We start from the raw sequence: 17,997 nt of genomic DNA on the forward strand, positions 1-17,997 counted from the left end.
ATTAGCAATGACTTATGTTTTGTGCAAGCCTTGTCCCGGCGGAAGGGGCCGCGCCTCAATGAATGGTGCGGGCCGCCTTGCGCGCATGCTTGACCTCGTACATGCGGGCGTCGGCCTGCCGTACCGCTTCTTGCGCCGACAGGCCGCGCGGATCCAGCGCCACCACACCAACGCTGGCGCCTTCGTAGGGCAGGAGGCCGTCGCCGAGCGGGTAGCGGCCGGCGGTGGCCGCGGCGACACGGTCTTCCAGCGAGCGGGCGGCTTCCTCGGCATCGCCGCGCTCGGCCTCGTGCCCCGGTGCCGCGTCGCCGCGCGCCAGCGCCGGGCCCGGCCCGATCAGCACGAATTCATCGCCGCCCAGCCGGCCCACCATGTCGGAGGCGCGCACGGCCATCGCCAGGCGCCGCCCGACTTCCTGCAGGAACACGTCGCCCTGCTGATGGCCATGGGTATCGTTGATGCCCTTGAAGCCGTCCAGGTCGACCACGCCCACCAGCACGCTGCCGCCGTCGCGCAGGGCGCGGCCGCGCAAGCGCTCCAGTTCTTCGTACAGGGCGCGGCGGTTGGGCAGGCCGGTCAGCGGGTCGGTCAGGGCGAAGGCCAGCAGCTTGGCGTTGGCGTCGCGCAACTGCGCCACCAACAGCTCGCGTTCGAGGAAGCTGGCGATCACGTTACAGAATAGTCGCAGGATCGACTCGGTCTGCGGCGCGACCGGCTGCCGGCTGGCGCTGGCGCCGCACAGGGTGCCCAGCAATTGGCCATCGTCGGTGCGGATCGGGGCGCTGACGTAGGTCCGGATACCCAGCTGGCGGGCGGCGTCGGCATCGGGCCAGCAAGCGCTGACGTCGCTGGTCGTCATGCGGCCCTCGTCCAGCGCGCGCTTGCACAGCGTGTCCGGCCACGGCACCGACAGGCCCTCCGGAATCTGCAGCGCGCCGGTATTGCGCGCATAGCGCACGTGCTGCAGCTGACCGTGCGGATCGATCGACGTCAGATAAGTGGACTCCAGGCCGGTCACGGCGCCGAGCATGTCCAGGAGCGGGCGCGTGAGTTGCTCGACCGATCGGGCGGCCTGCAGCGATGTCGACAGTTCGGCGAGTATGGGGTCCAACGAAAGCTCCCAGGCAGGCGTTGGCATGGCGATGCCGGTTGCGGGCCTTTCCGGGATGTCCTGGCATCCCGGGCCCCGAGGGGGGACGGAATTGTTCCCCATTATGCCTTGCCGGCATGACAACGCCACATCCCTTGGGCGGGCGCGGGCCGTGGTCGTGTCCAGGCCCTAAAGTCCCTTGCCGTATTGCCGTAAGCCAGGGTGGCGTGGACGCCACCGTGCGCCGCGTACCTGGATACCCGTGCCCTCCGGCATGGGCAGCTGCAGTAAGAAGACAAGCATGAAAATCACCTCGTTGCGCAACCGGATCCTGTTGATCACCTGTTTCACCGTTATCGGCGCGCTGGTGCTCTCGGGCATCGGCATCTACCACATTGTGCGCGACAACATGATGGCAACCATCTCCGCCGACCTTGACGCCATCGCTTCCGGCAACGCCAGCGCTATTGACCGTTGGTCGGCCGACAAGGCCCAGGCGGTTGCCGCGACCGCGGCGGTGGTCGAGAAAGGCGATCCGCGCGGCCTGACCCGGCTCATGGGCGAAACCAACGGCTTTCCCATCACCAGCATTGGCTGGAGCGACAAGAGCTTTTTCTCGACCGCGCAAACTCCCGCCGGCTACGACCCCACCGCGCGCCCCTGGTACAAGAGCGCGGTGGCGGCCGGCAAGCTGACCGTGACCAAGCCCTATGGCGATTCGGGCACCGGCAAGCCGTACGTGGCCTTCACCGCGCCGATCGTGCGCGACGGCCAGACCACCGGCGTGGTCAGCGGCGCGGTGGCGCTGGACGGCATCAAGGACATCATCAAGGCCATCCGCCCCACGCCTTCCAGCACCGCGTTCGTGTTGGCCAGCGACGGCCAGGTGATCTCGCACGTCGACGACAAGCTGGCGCTCAAACCGTCGACCGAGGTGGCCGCCGGCCTCACGCCGGCGGTGCTGGCCGACATGGCGCGCGATGGCGCCGCGCCGGTTGCGCTGACGCTGGGCGGCGTGCCCAAGCTGCTCAAGGCGCGCCGCGTGCCGGGCACCGACTGGTTCCTGGTGATCGCGCTGGATCAGGCCGAGGCCACCGCCGGCCTGTCGCAGGTGTTCAACGCCACGCTGGTTTCGATGGTGGTGCTGACGCTGGTCGCGGTGTTGCTGGCCAGCGTGGTCACCTCGCGCGCGTTCAAGCGCCTGTCGGCGGTGCGCGACGCCATGGACACCATCGGTTCGGGCAACGGCGACATGACGCAGCGGCTGGCGGTGGTGGGCCACGATGAAGTGGCGCAGATTTCGTCGTCGTTCAATGCGTTTGTCGACAAGATCAGCCATGTCATGCTGGACGTGCGCAGCGGCGTGCATTCCATGACCTCGGCCACGCGCGAGATCGAAATGGGCAACCGCGACCTGTCGCAGCGCACCGAGATCTCGGCCGGCTCGCTGCAGGAAACCTCGTCGGCGCTGACCGAGCTGACTTCCAGCGTGCGCCAGACCGAGGAAGCCGCCGAGCACGCCACCCGCCTGGCCACCGAAGCCAGCCAGGCGGCCGAGCGCGGCGGCCAGGTGGTGACCGATGCCGTGAGCACCATGGGCGCGATCGCGCAGTCGTCCGAACGCATCACCGAAATCATCAGCGTCATCGACGGCATCGCCTTCCAGACCAACATCCTGGCGCTGAACGCGGCGGTGGAAGCGGCACGCGCCGGCGAGCAGGGCCGCGGCTTCGCCGTGGTGGCCGGCGAGGTGCGCACGCTGGCGCAGCGCAGCGCCGCCTCGGCACAGGAAATCCGTACGCTGATCCAGGCGTCGGTGCAGAACGTGCGCAGCGGCGCCGAACGGGTGCAGGCCGCGGGTTCGACGATGCAGGAAATCGTCGAAGGCGTATCGCGCGTGCAGAAGCTCGTCAGCGAAATCCACGGGGCCATGGCCGAGCAGAGCGTGGGCATCAGCCAGATCGACCGCAGCGTCTCCGAGATGGACCAGGCCACGCAGCAGAATGCCGCCCTGGTGGAGCAGTCGGCCGCGGCCTCGGCCATGCTGAGCGACCAGGCCGGCGCGCTGGCGGGTACGGTGGCGCTGTTCAAACTGCGGGAAGACGCGCTGGCGGTTGCCCCGGCCAGGGTCGCGCTGGCAGCCTGAGCGGGAAGGGGGCGTCAGCCCCCCAGCGCGGCCAGGTTGAGCGCGTGGCTGTGGCCGATCCATACCGCGCAGTCGCGGTGGTCACGCAGCGATTCGCCGGTATTGGGATGCAGGAACACGTCCAGCGCGCCATGGTTCAGCGTCAGCCAGGTGAGCACGCGCGGCAGCGCGGCTGGCGCGAAGGCGAGCTGGTAGCTCCATTGCGGATGCGGGCCGACCGGACGTTCGTGAAAGCGGCCCATCTGGAGGCTGTCGCCGAACGCGGCGATGATCCGGTCGCGCAGCGCCCAGGCCGCATCGCGGCTGTCGGCGTTGAAATAGACGTGGGCGTGCCAGCTGTCGACGCTGGCGGGGTCCAGGATCATGGCGGTCAACCTCCGGCGCGCTTGGCGCGATAGCCGAGTTTTTCGAGCGCGGCCAGGATGCGGTCGCAGTGATCGCCCTGCACTTCGATGACGCCGTCCTTGACGGTGCCGCCGGAGCCGCAGGCGGTGCGCAACTGCCTGCCCAGCGCGGCCAGCGCGTCGTCGTCCAGCGGCAGCCCCTTGACCACGGTCACGGCCTTGCCGCCGCGCCCCTTGGTTTCGCGCGAGACGCGCGTGGCGCCGGCGGGCGGCATGGGCCGCGCCGCCACCTTGCAGTGGCAAGCGGCGAGCGGTTGGCGGCATTGCGGGCACATCTGGCCACCGTCGGTGGAATAGACGAGCCCGCCTCGGGAGCTGCTTTTCATGGGGATTGCGGGGTGTTGCGGTTCAGGCAGCCATTATGCCGCAGCGGCCGCCGCGCCTGTTGCCGGTGCTTGTTCATTCGTCGAAACCGCGCGGCCCCAGCGCCTCGACCAGGTAGTCGATGAACGACTTGATGCGCGACGAGATCGCGGTGTTGCGGTAGTACACCGCATTGACCGGCTGGCGCACGTCCAGCGTCTGGCGCGGGAACAACTGGCGCAGGGCGCCGGACTGGCGGTCGGCGCGCGTCATGAAGTCCGACAGGCAGACGATGCCGGCGTCATTCAGCGCCAGTTGCCGCAGGGTCTCGCCGTTGAACGCGCGCAGCGCCGGCTGGATGTGCAGCGGCTGGCCATCGGCGTCCGCCAGCGGCCATTCGTTCAGCGATTCCAGCTGCGAGAATCCCAGCAGGGTGTGTGCGCTCAGGTCGGCCACGCGCCGCGGCGTGCCGTGCGCCGCCAGGTAGCCGGGGCTGGCCAGCACCCGCACGCGGCTGCGGCCGATCGGCACGGCATGCAGCGACGAGTCCTTCAGGTTGCCGATGCGCAGCGCCAGATCGGTGCGGCGCTCCAGCAGGTCGATGTTGCCTTCGTTGCTGTTCAACTCCAGTTCGACCTTGGGATAGCGCTGGCGGTAGCCCGGCACCAGCGGCACGATCACATGCAGCATGAAGGGCGAGGCGGCGTCGACCCGCAGGCGTCCGGCTGGCTGGTTGCGGCGCGCGCGCATCTGTTCCTCGGTCTCTTCGACCGCGGCGATGATCTTGCGGGCCTGCTCCAGGTAGGCGCTGCCTTCCTCGGTCAGTTCCAGCCGCCGGGTGGTGCGGCGCATCAGCGTGGTCTGCAGCTTTTCCTCCAGCCGCGTCATGGTGCGGCTGGTGGCGGAAATGGTCTGCTGCAGCGCATCGGCGGCGGCGGTGATCGAGCCGCAGTCCACGATGGCGATGAACACCTGCATTTCGTCGAGGGTCGTCTTCATCTTTGACGTCATATCAAAAGTATTTCGCCAATATAGGGCTTATTCCGCAAGTATTGCGCGGGCACACTGAGCGCATTCCAACACTTTCCGCGAGTTTTACATGAGCATTCCGTCTTTTGGCGTCGGCACGTTCCGCCTGCAGGGCCAGGTCGTCATCGATTCCGTGCGCAACGCGCTGGCGGTCGGCTACCGCGCCGTCGACACCGCGCAGATCTATGAAAACGAGGCCGAGGTCGGCCAGGCCATCGAGGCCAGCGGCGTCGCCCGCGGCGAGCTGTTCCTGACCACCAAGATCTGGGTGCCGAACTACGGCCGCGCCAGACTCGCGCCGAGCCTGAAGGACAGCCTGGCCAAGTTGCGCACCGACTACGTCGACCTGACCCTGATCCACTGGCCCGCGCCCGGCAACGGCGTTGCCATCGCCGAGATGATGGCCGGTTTGATGGACGCGCGCGAACAGGGCCTGACGCGCCGGATCGGCATTTCCAATTTCCCCATCGCCGAAACCCGCGAGGCCATCGCCGCCGTTGGCAAGGATGCGATCGCTACCAATCAGATCGAGTTGAGCCCGTATCTGCAGAACGCGAAGCTGGTGGACTTCCTGAATGAGCAGGGCATTCCCGTCACCTCCTACATGACGCTGGGCTACGGCAAGGTGCTCAAGGACCCGGTGATCGGCCAGATCGCGCAGCGCCATGCCGCCACGCCGGCGCAGGTGGCCCTGGCCTGGGCGCTGCAGCGCGGCTTCGCCGTGATTCCGTCGTCGACCAGGCGCGAGAACCTGGCGAGCAACCTGCTGGCCCGCGACCTGCGCCTGACCGAGGCCGACATGGCGCAGATCGCCGCGCTCGAACGCAATGGCCGCGAGGTCGACCCGGCGGGCCTGGCGGCGGCCTGGGACTGAGACAGGGGCTCGGCGTCAGCGGCGCCCGGCCCTGGAGACGAAACCGGGCCGGCGCGGCTTGAACGGGGCTGGCTGTCCACGGCGTGGGCCAACCGCGCGGCCCCGTCAGCAAAACGCCAACCGAGTTGCGGTAAGGTAATTGCTTCCTTCAGAGATTCCGCACGGAGCAGAACTTGAAATACCGCAAACTCGGCCGTACCGACCTGGACGTCAGCCTGATCGGCCTGGGCACCATGACCTGGGGCGAGCAGAACACCGAGGCCGAGGCCCACCAGCAGTTGGACTACGCGCTGGAGCGCGGCGTCAACCTGGTCGACGTGGCCGAAATGTATCCGGTGCCGCCCAAGGCCGAAACCCAGGGCCTGACCGAAACCTATATCGGCACCTGGCTGGCGCGCGGCAAGCGCCGCGACGACATCGTGCTGGCCAGCAAGGTGGCCGGTCCGGTGCGCGACCCCAAGCGCCCCGGCCACATCCGCGACGGCAAGACCTTCCTGGACCGCAAAAACCTGACCGAGGCGCTGGACGCCAGCCTCAAGCGCCTGCAGACCGATTACCTGGACCTGTACCAGTTGCACTGGCCCGACCGCACCACGGCCACCTTCGGCCAGCTGTCGTATCCGTGGGTCAAGGACGAGCACACCGTGCCCATCGAGGAAACCCTGTCGGTGCTGCAGGACTTCGTGCGCGCCGGCAAGGTGCGCCACGTCGGCGTCTCCAACGAAACGCCCTGGGGCGTGGCGCAGTTCCTGAAGGCTTCCGACAACCTCGGCCTGCCGCGCATCGCCTCGATCCAGAACGCCTACAGCCTGCTGAACCGTGTCTACGAGATCGGCCTGTCGGAATTCACCCACCACGAAGGCGTGGGGCTGCTGGCCTATTCGCCGCTGGCCATGGGCATGCTTTGCGGCAAGTACCTCGACGGCGCCCGCCCGGCCAATGCCCGCCTGACGCTGTACACGCGCTTCACCCGTTACAGCAACCCGCAGGCCGAAGCCGCCACCCGCGCGTACGTCGAACTGGCGCGCCAGCACGGCATCTCGCCGACCCACCTGGCGCTGGCCTGGGTCAACCAGCGCCCGTTCGTCACCAGCAACCTGATCGGCGCGACCAATCTGCAGCAGTTGAAGGAAAACATCGACAGCGTCGACGTCGAACTGCCGGCAGACGTGCTGCAGGCCATCGAGCAGATCCACGCGCGTCACCCGAACCCGGCGCCCTGAGCGCCGCCGATGCCAGGCGGTCCATCCGGCCCGCCTGGCGGCCGCGCCTGTCTTGCGCTCGCGCCGCTCAGTACACATCGCGCACATAGCGCTTGTCGGCGGCCATGCGCGCCACGTAGGCGGCCGCCGCATCGGCATCCATGCCGCCGTGTTCCGCCACCACCTGCCTGAGCATGGCGTCCACATCCCGCGCCATGCGGCCGGCGTCGCCGCAGACGTAAAAATGCGCGCCATCCGCCAGCCACGCCCATAGCCGCGCGCCTTGTTCGCGCATGCGATCCTGCACATACACCTTGGCGGCCTGATCGCGCGAGAACGCCAGGTCCAGCCGCGTCAGCAGGCCATCGTCGCGCAGCGCCTGCAGTTCGTCGCGATAGTAGAAATCGCTGGCCGCGTGCCGTTCGCCGAAAAACAGCCAGTTGCGGCCGCGGTCGCCGCGCGCCCGCCGTTCCTGCAGGAAGGCGCGGAACGGCGCCACGCCGGTGCCGGGGCCCACCATGATCATCGGCGTGTCGCCCTGACGCGGCGGACGGAAATGGCTGGCTTGCTGCACGAAGACAGGCACGTCGGCCTCGCCGGCGCGGTCGGCCAGGAACGTTGACGAGACGCCCTTGCGTTGCCGTCTGCCGTTGTCGTAGCGCACGGCGGAAACCGTCAGGTGGACCGCGTCGGGATGCGCTTTGGGGCTGGAGGCAATGGAGTAGAGGCGCGGCTGCATGCGCTTGAGCGCGTCCAGCCAGGCCTGTGCGGGCAGCGCCACGGGGAACGCGTGCAGCACATCGGCCAGCTGCTTGCCCCACAGCCATTGCCGCAGGTCGGCGCGGCGCTCCTCGGCCAGCAACTGTCGCAGGCCGGAGTCGCGCGCGTGTTCCGCGATCAGCGCCAGCGTGGCGGGCGCGGGGCGCGCGATTTCGTAATGCGCGGACAGCGCCCGGGCCAGCGGCATGTCGCCGACGCCCGGCACGCTGGCCACGGCATCGCCCGACAGGCCGGTCTGCGCCAGCAGTTCCTCCACCAGCTCGGGACAGTTCACCGGCCATACGCCCAGGGCGTCGCCGGCCTCGTAGTCCAGTCCCGTGCCGGCGATGTCCAGCGCCAGCGCGCGCGTGTCCTTGTCGCCGCTGGCGTTCAGCCGCTGGTTGCCGATCAGGCGCGCGGGGGCCGGCCGCGTCCGGGACGGGGGCGCGGGGCGCGCACCGGCCGGCGGGGCGAGCGGCTCGGGCGGCGCGAGGCCGACCACCACGGGGGACGGGGTGTCGGCCGCCAGCGCCGCCGCGATGTCGTCCGGCATCCGGCCACCGGCCGGATGGCCATGTTGTTCCGCCTCGGCCGCATGGATGGCGGCGATGACGCTTTCCAGCCAGGCGTCGGCCAGCGCTTCGTAGTCCGTATCGCAATCGACCCGCGCCAACAAGGGCTGCGCGCCCAGTTGCGCCAGCCGCTGGTCGAGCCGGCGACCGTGGCCGCAGAAAGCGTCATAGTTGCTGTCGCCCAGCGCCAGCACCGCATAGCGCAGCGACGCCAGCCGCGGCGCATCGGCGGCCGACAGGGCGCGCCACAGGTCCTGGCCGTTGTCCGGCGCGTCGCCATCGCCGAAGGTGCTGGTGATCAGCAGCAGGTACTGCGCGCGAGCCAGGGCATCGAGCGCACGGTCTGCCATGCAGGCGGTGCGCAATTCGAAGCCGGCCGCGGCCAGCGCGCTGGCGCTGCGTTCCACCAGCGACTCGGCATTGCCGGTCTGCGAGGCCCACAGCAGTGTCACGCGCGGACGCGGGCCGATGATGCGGGCGGCGCTTTCTTCGGTGCCGGCGGCCGCGGTGATCGCCGACGCGGCGTGCATCGGCGCGCGGCTGTAAAGGCCATGCAGCAGGCCGTTCAACCACAGGCGGGTGGCGTCGTCGAAAGGCGCATGGACGGGCAGTTCGGGTACGCCGGACGCGCGGCCGGCCTGCCGCAAGCCGCCAAGAAAGCCCGACAGGTAATGGCGTTGGCGCGTATCCAGCGCGGGCGGCTCGCCGCCCGCCAGGCCCAGCACGGCGGCCATGGCCTCGGCCGGCGCGGTCGCGCCAGCCAATGCGGCGACCGGCAGCGGGGCCGTGTCGGCAGGCAAGGGGGCGGCCGTCACAGGCGCTTGCACGCGGCACAGCGCAACCGCGCAGAACTTCAGCTCCGGCTGTTGCGATACCGGATCGATGGCGTCGCTGGTGACGGCGTTGATGCAGAGTTCATCGCCATACACGTCGTTCCAGTGCATGGGCGCGAAGCAGTTGCCGGGCCGCACCCGTTCGGTGACGACGGCGGGCAACACCGCGCGGCCGCGGCGCGAGCGGATCTCGACGCTGTCGCCGGCGCCGATGCCGAGCGTGGCCGCGTCGTCGGGGTGGATCTCCACGAACGGCGCGGGATTGAGCTTGTTCAGCATTGGCACCTTGCCGGTCTTGGTCAGCGTATGCCACTGATGCTGCAGCCGCCCCGTGTTGAGCACCATGGGGTAGTCGGCATCGGGCAGCTCGGCCGGATCCCCGTGCGGCCGCGCATGGAACTGCGCGCGACCGTTGGCGGTGGCGAACACCAGGCGCGGGCGGGCGCCGTCGTCCGCCAGGAGCGATGGCTGGCTGATGCCGTCGTTGAGATAGCGGATCGGATTGCGCTCCGGGCCGTCGGCGCGCGCGCAGGGCCATTGCAGCGGCGTCTCGCGCAGCCGCGCATGGCTGGCGCCGCGCAGGTCGTAGCCGGTGGCGGGGTTGGAGAAGCCGGCGATCTCATCGAACACCTCGGCCGCGCTGGCGTACTGGAACGCGTGGCCGTAGCCCATCTCGCAGGCCACGGTGGCGATGATGCGCCAGTCGGGCAGGGCGTCGCCGGGCGGCGGCACGGCTTGCGGCATCAGCGTCAGGGTGCGTTCGGAATTGATCATCACGCCCTCGGCCTCGGCCCACAGCGCGCCGGGCAGCAGGATGTCGGCGTAGCGGTTGGTCTCGGTATCCAGGTAGGCGTCCTGCGCGATCACCAGTTCCGCCGCCCGCAGCCCGGCCACGACGTTGGCGCGGTTGGCCACGCTGGCCACCGGGTTGGAGCAGATGATCCAGCAGGCCTTGACCTCGCCCGCGGCCATGCGTTGGAACAGGTCGATGGTGCCTTGCCCGAGCCGCGTAGGCAGCGTGCCGGCGGGCACGCCCCAGCGTGCCTCGACAAAGGCGCGATCCGAGGCCGACAGCACGCTGCGCTGGCCCGGCAGGCCGGCGCCCATGTAGCCCATCTCGCGCCCGCCCATGGCGTTGGGCTGGCCGGTCAGCGAGAACGGCCCGCTGCCGGGCCGGCAGATGCGGCCGGTGGCCAGGTGCAGGTTGCACAGCGCGTTGGTATTCCAGGTGCCGTGGGTGCTCTGGTTCAGCCCCATGGTCCAGCAGCTCATCCATTCGGGCGCCGCGCCGATCCAGTCGGCGGCCTGGCGCAATTGCGCGGCGGGAATGCCGGTCAGCGTCTCGACCCGCTCGGGCGCATAGTCGCGCAGGAAGTCCGGCATCGCCTCCCAGCCGTCGGTGTGGGTGGCGATGAAGGCCGCATCGGTCTTGCCCGCCGCGTGCAGCAGGTGCAGCAGGCCATTGAGCAGCGCCAGGTCGGTGCCCGGACGGATCGCCAGGTGCAAATGCGCTTTCTCGGCGGTGGTGGTGCGGCGCGGGTCGACCACGATCAGGCGCGCGCCGGCCTTGACCCGTTCCATCATGCGCAGGTACAGGATCGGATGGCAATCCGCCATGTTGGCGCCGATCACCAGGAACAGATCGGCGCGGTCGATGTCCTCGTAAGATCCAGGCGGCCCGTCGGCGCCCAGCGACAGTTTGTAGCCGCTGCTGGCGCTGGCCATGCACAGGCGCGAATTCGATTCGATGTTGTTGGTGCCGATGAAGCCCTTGGCCAGTTTGTTGGCCAGGTATTGGGCCTCGATCGACATCTGTCCCGACACGTACAGCGACACCGCGTCTGGGCCATGCGCATCGATGATGGCGCGCAACCGCGTGGCGGTGTCGCGCAGGGTGTCCGCGATCGGCCGCGGCGCCAGATCCTGTCCACGGCGGGCGCGCACGTAGGCGTGTTCCAGCCGGCCCGACTGGCGCAGGGCGATGTGGGCCGAGGACCCCTTGGTGCACAGGCGGCCGAAGTTGCTGGGATGGTCGCGGTTGCCGGTGATTTTCACCACCTGCTCCCGTTCCACGTGCAGGGTCATGCCGCAGCCCACGCCACAGTAGGGGCAGACGGTGTCGACGGTGCGCGGGGTGCCGCTCATGCTCGGCTCCAAAAAAGAAAGGCGCCCTGCCTGCGCGGCCAGCGGGCCGGGCGGGCAGGGCGCCATTGCCCTGGTTTCCCGGCAGCGCCGGGTCGATACCCCGTCGATGCAAGTTCCATGCCAATCGCTTGCCACGGGCGGGCAGCGGGGCATGGGGAGCGGCGGCGTGCGCGGTGGTGCGCGGCCGCACCGGGTTGGTGCGGCGCGGAACCGTTTGGGTGCGCGGCGGGGGTGGCGGCGCGGCGCCGCGCGGGCGCCGCCGGGATGGCACGCTTATTGCTTTGATTGCCATACCGGGCCCGTGTCCGGCCAGACAACGCAAGCATTGCAGGCAACGGCGCCCGGACCCAACAGTCCCGGGCGCCGTTTGTCTTTTTGGAAACCGAACGGCTCCGCCTGGATGGACCCATGAATACAGCGACCTCCACGACTCCCATGCAGACCCTGATCGTCATCGGCAACGGCATGGTCGGCCATCACTGCGTCGAGCAACTGATCGAGCGCGGCGCGCTGGCGCGCTACCGCATCCTGGTGCTCGGCGAAGAGACCCGGCGGGCCTACGATCGCGTGCACCTGTCCGAGTACATCGGCGGGCGCGACGCCGAATCGATGGCCATGAGCGAGGCCGCGTTCTATGAACGGCCGGGCCTGACGTTGCGGCTGGGCACGCCGGTGCTGCGCATCGACCGCCAGGCGCGGCAGGTGGTGACGGCGGACGGCAGCCATGGTTACGACAAGCTGGTGCTGGCCACCGGCTCCTATCCCTTCGTGCCGCCGATCGCCGGCGCCGAAGGCGCGTCGCGCCTGGTGTACCGCACGCTGGATGATCTGGACCAGATCCGCGCGGCCGCCGACGGCGCCCGGCGCGGTGTGGTGGTCGGCGGCGGGCTGCTGGGCCTGGAGGCCGCCAACGCGCTCAAGTCGCTCGGGCTGGAAGCGCACGTGGTCGAGTTCGCGCCGCGCCTGATGCCGGTGCAATTGGACGAGGCCGGCGGCGCCGCGCTCAAGGCGCGCATCGAAGCGCTGGGTGTGGGCGTGCACCTGGCGCGCGCCACGCAGGAAATCAAGGACGGCACGCAGTACCGCTACCGCATGCGCTTCGCCGAGGGCGCGCCGCTGGAGACCGATCTGGTCGTGTTCTCGGCAGGCATCCGCCCGCGCGACGGCCTGGCGCGCCAGGCGGGACTGACCGTGGCCGAGCGCGGCGGCGTCGCTGTCGATGGCCATTGCCGCAGCAGCGATGCATCGATCTACGCGATCGGCGAGTGCGCCGCGTTCGACGGCGCCATCTTCGGGCTGGTCGCGCCCGGCTACCAGATGGCGCGGGTGGCCGCCGCCGACCTCTGTGGCCAGGAAAGCGCGCCGTTCGCTGGCGCCGACATGTCGACCAAGCTCAAGCTGCTGGGGGTGGACGTCGGATCGATCGGCGATGCCCACGGCGCCACGCCGGGCGCGCGCAGCTATCGCTACATCGATGAGGCCGGCGCCTCGTACCGCCGCCTGGTGGTGTCGGCCGACGGCAAGCGCGTGCTGGGCGCGGTGCTGGTGGGCGACAACCGCTACTACGACACGCTGCTGCAGTACGCGCAGAACGGCATCGCACCGCCGGCCGACCCGGCCAGCCTGATCCTGCCCGCCGGCCAGGCCGCGCCCGCGCTGGGCGCCGGCGCGTTGCCGGCCACCGCCACCATCTGTTCATGCCACAACGTCAGCAAGGCCGCCATCTGCGAGGCGCTGGACGGCGGCTGGGCCGATGTCGGCGGCGTCAAGGCCTGCACCAAGGCGGCCACGGGTTGCGGCGGCTGCGCCGCGCTGCTCAAGCAGGTGGTGGAACACGAACTGGCCAGCCGCGGCATCGCGGTCGACAAAAGCCTGTGCGAGCATTTCGCGTATACCCGCCAGGAGCTCTACGCCATCGTGCGGGTGCAGGGCATCGAGTCGTTCGAGGAACTGCTGGCGCGCCACGGCCGCGGCCAGGTCGGCTGCGACCTGTGCAAGCCGGTGGTGGCGTCGATCCTGGCGTCGTGCTGGAACCGGCCGATCCAGGACCCGCACCTGGTGCCGCTGCAGGACACCAATGACACCTTCATGGCCAATATGCAGAAGAACGGCACCTACTCGGTGGTGCCGCGCATCCCGGGCGGCGAGATCACGCCCGACGGCCTGATCGCGATCGGCGCCGTGGCCAGGAAGTACAAGCTCTACACCAAGATCACCGGCGGCCAGCGCATCGACCTGTTCGGCGCGCAGCTGCACGAGCTGCCCGACATCTGGGCCGAACTGATCGCCGCCGGCTTCGAGACCGGCCACGCCTACGGCAAGTCCACCCGCACCGTGAAGTCCTGCGTCGGCAGCACCTGGTGCCGCTACGGCGTGCAGGACAGCGTCGCCATGGCGCTGCGCATCGAAGACCGCTACAAGGGCCTGCGGGCGCCGCACAAGCTCAAGTTCGCGGTCTCGGGCTGCACCCGCGAATGCGCCGAGGCGCAGAGCAAGGACATCGGCGTCATCGCCACCGAAAACGGCTGGAACCTGTACGTGTGCGGCAATGGCGGCATGCGGCCGCGCCACGCCGAGCTGTTCGCGCAGGATCTGGATGACGCCACGCTGATCCGCTATATCGATCGCCTGCTGATGTTCTACATCCGCACCGCCGACAAGCTGCAGCGCACCTCGGTCTGGCGCGAGTCGCTGGAAGGCGGCCTGGATTACCTGAAAGCCGTGGTCATCGACGACAGCCTGGGGCTGGGCGCCGAGCTGGAGGCGCAGATGCAGCTGGTGGTGGACCGTTATGAATGCGAGTGGGCCAATGCCCTGTCCGATCCGGAAAAGCTCAAGCGTTTCCGCACTTTCGTCAACAGCGCGGCGGCGGACCCGGACATCCGTTTCGTGCAGGAGCGTGGCCAGCCGCGGCCCGCGCCCGCCGCGCGCGTGATTCCCATCGCCGAGGAGCTTGCCTGATGCGCCCGAATGCCGCCCTGGCCACCCCGCCTGTCCCCGACACGCCCGCCACCGCGCCCCCTGCCGCCTGGCGTCCCGCCTGCGCGCGCCACGACCTGGTGGCCTATTCCGGCGTGGTGGCGTTGGTGGACGGTCTTCAGGTGGCCCTGTTCTACCTGCCGGACGCCGCTGAAGGCACGCTCTACGCTCTCGACAACCGCGATCCGAAATCGGGCGCCAATGTCATCGGTCGCGGCATCGTGGGCCACCTGGCGGGCGAACTGGTGGTGGCCTCGCCGCTCTACAAGCAGCATTTCCGGCTGCGCGACGGCGCCTGTGTCGAATATCCCGAACAATCGCTGCGGGCCTGGCCGGTGCGTTTCCACGGCGATAAGGTGCAGGTCCAGCCGCCGGCGGCGGGTTGAGGATGTCCGCGATGTCGCCACGCGCCATGCCTTCGACCCTGCGTTTCCTCCTGGCGGCCCGCCGCAGCGAACTGCATGGGCTGGAGGCGCTGGCCGGCACTTGCGAACTGGCCACCCTGGTCAGCAAGCTGGTGCACGTGCTGCAGAAAGAGCGCGGCTCGTCCAACCTGTACCTGCGGGGCGGCCAGGATACGTTGCGCCAGACCCTGGCCGGCCTCAGTTCCGATGCCTGCGCGGTCGAGGAAGAGGTGCGCCGCTTCCTCGACCGGCTCGAACCGGACGCCACCCGCAGCGCGGGTAAGGCGCGCCTGCTCAATTGCATTGCGTGTGCCCTGTACCGGCTGGACGAACTGCCGCGCACGCGCCGCGCCATCCGCGACCGGCGGGTGGCGGCCGAGGAAGCGGGCGCGGTTTTCACGCGGCTCATCGCCAGCCTGTTCGCGCTGGTGTTCGAGGCCGCCGATTCCTCGCTGGACGCGGGTGTCACGCGCCTGCTGGTGGCCCTGCTGAATTTCATGCAAGGCAAGGAACTCTGCGGCCAGGAGCGTGCCTATGGCGTCACGGGCTATACCGCCGGCTACTTCACCGAGTCGCAGAAGGCCCGGGTGCGCGAACTGATGGACCTGCAGGCGCGTTGCTTCGACAGCTTCGCCCAATACGCCAACCCGCAGGCGCTGGCGGCCTGGCAGCAGGTGGAGCAGGGCGCCGCCCCGGTGCAGCGGCTACGCGACATGGCCTTGCGTACCTCTGACGCCGAGCGCGTCGACACCGGCCTGGCCGAGTTGTGGTTCGCCCTGTGCACCGAACGCATCGACGCCATGCGCGCGGTCGAAAGCCTGCTGGCCGAGGCGTTGACGCTGCAATGCCACCGCCGCATCGTCGAGACGCGCGCCGAACTCGACAACCACCGGCTACTGTTGAGCCGCTTTGCCGATCACGCCAGCGACGCGGCGCCGGCGATGCTGTTCCAGTTGCAGGGCCGCATTCTCGATGTGCCGCCGCAGGACGGCGTGGGCGAAGCGATGGAGCGCTCCATCCTGGATCTGATGCGCGAGCAGGCGCAGCGCCTGCGCCAGTCCGATGATGCGCTGGCGCTGGCTCGCGGCGCGCTGGAGGAGCGGCGCCGCATCGAGCGCGCCAAGTGGCTGCTGGTCAGCCGCCACGGCCTGAGCGAACAGGCCGCGCACGACCAATTGCAGCGCGTGGCGATGGACCACCGGCGTTCGCTCGACGAGGTCGCGCGGCAGGTGCTGGCCGAACTGGAGCCCGCCGCGCGCTGAGCGGCGCTGCGTTACGCGGCCGGCACCTCCCACAGCGCGTCGGGCAGGAAGCCGTCCTGCTCGCCCTTGCGGGCATAGCCCAGCGGATTGGCCACCACGCGGCAGCCATCCTTTACGTAATCGAGCGGGCAATGCAGGTGGCCGTGCATCCACAGGTCGGCCAGCGGCAGCAGGTGGTCCAGTGCATTGCAGAAACCCGCCGTGCCCGCCGTGACGCCATAGCGCGGATCGGCGCTGGCCAGGCTCGGCGCGAAGTGGGTGATGGCCAGGGTCGGGCCGTCGAACGGCACGCGCAGCGCCTGTTCCAGCCAGGCCTGACAGGCCAGCCCCTGTTCGCGCATCTGCTCGGCCATGAAGGCCGCGCCGTGGCGCCGCATCTGTGCTTTCTCCAGATAAAAGTCGGCGGCGCGAAAAGCCTTGCCGCGCTTGGCCAGCACTTGCGTCAGCGTGTCGCCGGGCGCGGCCAGCGCGTCGAAATCGGTCCACAGCGTGGTGCCCACCAGGCGCACGCCGTCGATCACCCGCGTATCGCGCTCCAGCCATTGGATTTCCAACTGGTGGCAGAGCGCCTGCAGGCGCTCGTGGGTCTGGTCGAAATCGAGGTTGTCGTATTCATGGTTGCCCGGCACGTACACCACCGGCGTCGGCCAGCCGTTGCGCGGCGCGTAGCGGCCCAGGCCGAAGTCGTCGGTGGTCAGCCGGGAGCGCGCCTGGTACGAGCCGATGTCGCCGGCCAGCACCAGCAGGTCCGCGCCCGGCACCGGCTGCGCGGTGAACGTGGGATCGGATTCCAGGTGCAGGTCGGACAGCAATTGAATTTTCATGGGCCAGGGCTTGTGTTGGTTGCGATTCGCAAGTAAATTGGTTGCGACCCGCAACTTCAGGACGCGACACCATGGATCTTATCGACTTTCCTTCCCGATCCCGGGAACAGACCATCCGCGACCTGCGGGAATTCTCGCGCAAACTGGTGCGCGAGCTGGGCTTCATGCGGCCATCCCTGGCCGGCAGCGACCTGGCGCCGTCGGCGGTGCACGCCATCATCGAGATCGGCCTGCAGCCCGGTATCCAGGCGCGCGACCTGGCCCTGGTGCTGCGGCTGGACAAGTCCAACACCAGCCGCCAGGTCGCCAAGCTCGAAGCGGCAGGCCTGGTGGCGCGCGAAAGCGACAGCGGCGACGCGCGCGCGTCGCGCCTGTCGCTCACGCCCGACGGCCTCGCGCTGCGCAACCGCATCGACCAGTTCGCCACCGAGCAGGTTTCGCGGGCGTTGCGCCAGCTGGCGCCGCCCGACCAGGAAATCCTGGTGCGCTATCTGTCCTTGTATGCCGACGCCTTGTCGCGCGAAAACCCCAACACCCGCGCCGCGCAGGCCAGCGATATGATCGACGCGCAGATCCAGGAGGGCTACGCGCCTGGCTGTATCGGCGACGTGGCCGCCTTGCACGCGCGCTACTACGCCCAGGCCGCCGGCTTCGGCGTGGTGTTCGAGCGCCTGGTGGCCACGGGGCTGGCGGCCTTCGCCGAAAGCCTGCCCGCGCCCGGCAAGAACCTGTGGCGCTACACCGACGGCAATCGCACCCTGGCCTCCATCGTCATCGACAGCGACCTGGCGGCGCGCACGGCGCACTTGCGCTGGTTCATCGTCGATGAATCGTTGCGCGGCATGGGCGTGGGGCGCGCGTTGCTGGCGCGCGCCATGGCCTTCGTCGATACGCTGGAAATTGACGAAACGTATCTGTGGACCTTCAGGGGCCTGGATGCCGCGCGCCATCTGTACGAGTCCGCGGGCTTCGTGCTGACGCAGGAAGCCGAGGGCACGCAGTGGGGCGGCGTGGTGGTCGAGCAGCGCTTCAGCCGCCGCGCCCGTTGACACACCGTTGACGCATCCGGACACACACTGAGGCCGCGCGCGCGCCGCGGCCCGCTGTCTTTCATTGCGCTGTCACTTCGCGTTCCTAGACTCGCTGGGGTCTTGCCGATCCTTCGCGGCAA

General features: G+C 69.4%; 13 protein-coding genes. 7 read left to right on the forward strand and 6 right to left on the reverse strand.

Translation table 11 applies throughout. The features are described from left to right. Window positions 1-55: 55 nt before the first annotated feature. Window positions 56-1,111: a sensor domain-containing diguanylate cyclase gene (locus tag K2W61_RS12815; protein ID WP_236755773.1), complete on the reverse strand. Its 1,056-nt coding sequence runs from the start codon at window positions 1,109-1,111 to the stop codon at window positions 56-58. A 280-nt stretch (window positions 1,112-1,391) separates the two neighbouring features. Here K2W61_RS12815 and K2W61_RS12820 point away from each other — a divergent pair, with 280 nt between their 5' ends. Continuing rightward, window positions 1,392-3,236: a methyl-accepting chemotaxis protein gene (locus K2W61_RS12820; RefSeq protein ID WP_236755775.1), complete on the forward strand. Its 1,845-nt coding sequence runs from the start codon at window positions 1,392-1,394 to the stop codon at window positions 3,234-3,236. Window positions 3,237-3,250: 14 nt separating this feature from the next. Here the strand turns inward: K2W61_RS12820 and K2W61_RS12825 are convergent, their stop codons facing one another. The 3 genes from K2W61_RS12825 to K2W61_RS12835 all read right to left on the reverse strand — a co-directional run bounded on the left by K2W61_RS12825 (window position 3,251) and on the right by K2W61_RS12835 (window position 4,942). After that, window positions 3,251-3,601: a DOPA 4,5-dioxygenase family protein gene (locus K2W61_RS12825; RefSeq protein ID WP_175132329.1), complete on the reverse strand. Its 351-nt coding sequence runs from the start codon at window positions 3,599-3,601 to the stop codon at window positions 3,251-3,253. 5 nt (window positions 3,602-3,606) lie between these two features. Beyond that, complete coding sequence (locus tag K2W61_RS12830; RefSeq protein WP_236755776.1) at window positions 3,607-3,966, reverse strand: translation initiation factor Sui1; 360 nt, start codon at window positions 3,964-3,966, stop codon at window positions 3,607-3,609. 73 nt (window positions 3,967-4,039) lie between these two features. Then, window positions 4,040-4,942 carry a LysR substrate-binding domain-containing protein gene (locus tag K2W61_RS12835; protein ID WP_175132331.1) on the reverse strand — a complete coding sequence of 301 codons (903 nt, stop codon included), beginning with the start codon at window positions 4,940-4,942 and terminating at the stop codon, window positions 4,040-4,042. 100 nt (window positions 4,943-5,042) lie between these two features. Between K2W61_RS12835 and dkgB the strand changes: the two genes are divergently transcribed. Both dkgB and K2W61_RS12845 read left to right on the forward strand, forming a co-directional pair. Then, window positions 5,043-5,846: a 2,5-didehydrogluconate reductase DkgB gene (gene dkgB / locus K2W61_RS12840; protein WP_175140476.1), complete on the forward strand. Its 804-nt coding sequence runs from the start codon at window positions 5,043-5,045 to the stop codon at window positions 5,844-5,846. 173 nt (window positions 5,847-6,019) lie between these two features. Further along, window positions 6,020-7,069 carry an NADP(H)-dependent aldo-keto reductase gene (locus K2W61_RS12845; RefSeq protein ID WP_236755777.1) on the forward strand — a complete coding sequence of 350 codons (1,050 nt, stop codon included), beginning with the start codon at window positions 6,020-6,022 and terminating at the stop codon, window positions 7,067-7,069. 67 nt (window positions 7,070-7,136) lie between these two features. Here K2W61_RS12845 and K2W61_RS12850 read toward each other — a convergent pair whose 3' ends face one another. Next, entirely contained in the window at window positions 7,137-11,357 is a 4,221-nt protein-coding gene (locus K2W61_RS12850; protein WP_236755778.1) for a bifunctional nitrate reductase/sulfite reductase flavoprotein subunit alpha, read from the reverse strand. 408 nt (window positions 11,358-11,765) lie between these two features. Here K2W61_RS12850 and nirB point away from each other — a divergent pair, with 408 nt between their 5' ends. From nirB to K2W61_RS12865, 3 genes are read left to right on the forward strand one after another with little or no spacing between them, the layout of a single operon-like run. After that, on the forward strand, window positions 11,766-14,318 hold the full coding sequence (gene nirB / locus K2W61_RS12855) for a nitrite reductase large subunit NirB (protein ID WP_236755779.1): 2,553 nt from the start codon (window positions 11,766-11,768) through the stop codon (window positions 14,316-14,318). Continuing rightward, window positions 14,318-14,722, forward strand: a complete 405-nt coding sequence (gene nirD / locus K2W61_RS12860) for a nitrite reductase small subunit NirD (protein ID WP_175140479.1) — start codon at window positions 14,318-14,320, stop codon at window positions 14,720-14,722. The genes nirB and nirD overlap by 1 nt, the downstream gene beginning before the upstream one ends. 11 nt (window positions 14,723-14,733) lie before the next feature. Continuing rightward, window positions 14,734-16,002, forward strand: a complete 1,269-nt coding sequence (locus K2W61_RS12865; RefSeq protein ID WP_236755780.1) for a nitrate- and nitrite sensing domain-containing protein — start codon at window positions 14,734-14,736, stop codon at window positions 16,000-16,002. Between the two features lie 11 nt (window positions 16,003-16,013). Here the strand turns inward: K2W61_RS12865 and K2W61_RS12870 are convergent, their stop codons facing one another. Then, window positions 16,014-16,826, reverse strand: coding sequence for a metallophosphoesterase (locus tag K2W61_RS12870; RefSeq protein ID WP_175132338.1), 813 nt, complete (start codon window positions 16,824-16,826; stop codon window positions 16,014-16,016). A gap of 71 nt (window positions 16,827-16,897) precedes the next feature. Here K2W61_RS12870 and K2W61_RS12875 point away from each other — a divergent pair, with 71 nt between their 5' ends. After that, window positions 16,898-17,875 carry a bifunctional helix-turn-helix transcriptional regulator/GNAT family N-acetyltransferase gene (locus K2W61_RS12875; protein WP_236755781.1) on the forward strand — a complete coding sequence of 326 codons (978 nt, stop codon included), beginning with the start codon at window positions 16,898-16,900 and terminating at the stop codon, window positions 17,873-17,875. Window positions 17,876-17,997: the final 122 nt, after the last annotated feature.

This window comes from Achromobacter pulmonis (assembly GCF_021733725.1).
Taxonomy (GTDB): domain Bacteria; phylum Pseudomonadota; class Gammaproteobacteria; order Burkholderiales; family Burkholderiaceae_B; genus Achromobacter; species Achromobacter pulmonis.

What these genes read in the sequence shown, in the direction of transcription:
- dkgB (WP_175140476.1), top strand. Translation starts at nt 5,043, where the DNA reads ATGAGCATTCCGTCTTTTGGCGTCGGCACGTTCCGCCTGCAGGGCCAG.
- nirD (WP_175140479.1), top strand. Translation starts at nt 14,318, where the DNA reads ATGCGCCCGAATGCCGCCCTGGCCACCCCGCCTGTCCCCGACACGCCC.
- K2W61_RS12820 (WP_236755775.1), top strand. Translation starts at nt 1,392, where the DNA reads ATGAAAATCACCTCGTTGCGCAACCGGATCCTGTTGATCACCTGTTTC.
- K2W61_RS12850 (WP_236755778.1), bottom strand. Translation starts at nt 11,357, where the DNA reads ATGAGCGGCACCCCGCGCACCGTCGACACCGTCTGCCCCTACTGTGGC.
- nirB (WP_236755779.1), top strand. Translation starts at nt 11,766, where the DNA reads ATGAATACAGCGACCTCCACGACTCCCATGCAGACCCTGATCGTCATC.
- K2W61_RS12865 (WP_236755780.1), top strand. Translation starts at nt 14,734, where the DNA reads ATGTCGCCACGCGCCATGCCTTCGACCCTGCGTTTCCTCCTGGCGGCC.
- K2W61_RS12870 (WP_175132338.1), bottom strand. Translation starts at nt 16,826, where the DNA reads ATGAAAATTCAATTGCTGTCCGACCTGCACCTGGAATCCGATCCCACG.
- K2W61_RS12875 (WP_236755781.1), top strand. Translation starts at nt 16,898, where the DNA reads ATGGATCTTATCGACTTTCCTTCCCGATCCCGGGAACAGACCATCCGC.
- K2W61_RS12830 (WP_236755776.1), bottom strand. Translation starts at nt 3,966, where the DNA reads ATGAAAAGCAGCTCCCGAGGCGGGCTCGTCTATTCCACCGACGGTGGC.
- K2W61_RS12835 (WP_175132331.1), bottom strand. Translation starts at nt 4,942, where the DNA reads ATGAAGACGACCCTCGACGAAATGCAGGTGTTCATCGCCATCGTGGAC.
- K2W61_RS12825 (WP_175132329.1), bottom strand. Translation starts at nt 3,601, where the DNA reads ATGATCCTGGACCCCGCCAGCGTCGACAGCTGGCACGCCCACGTCTAT.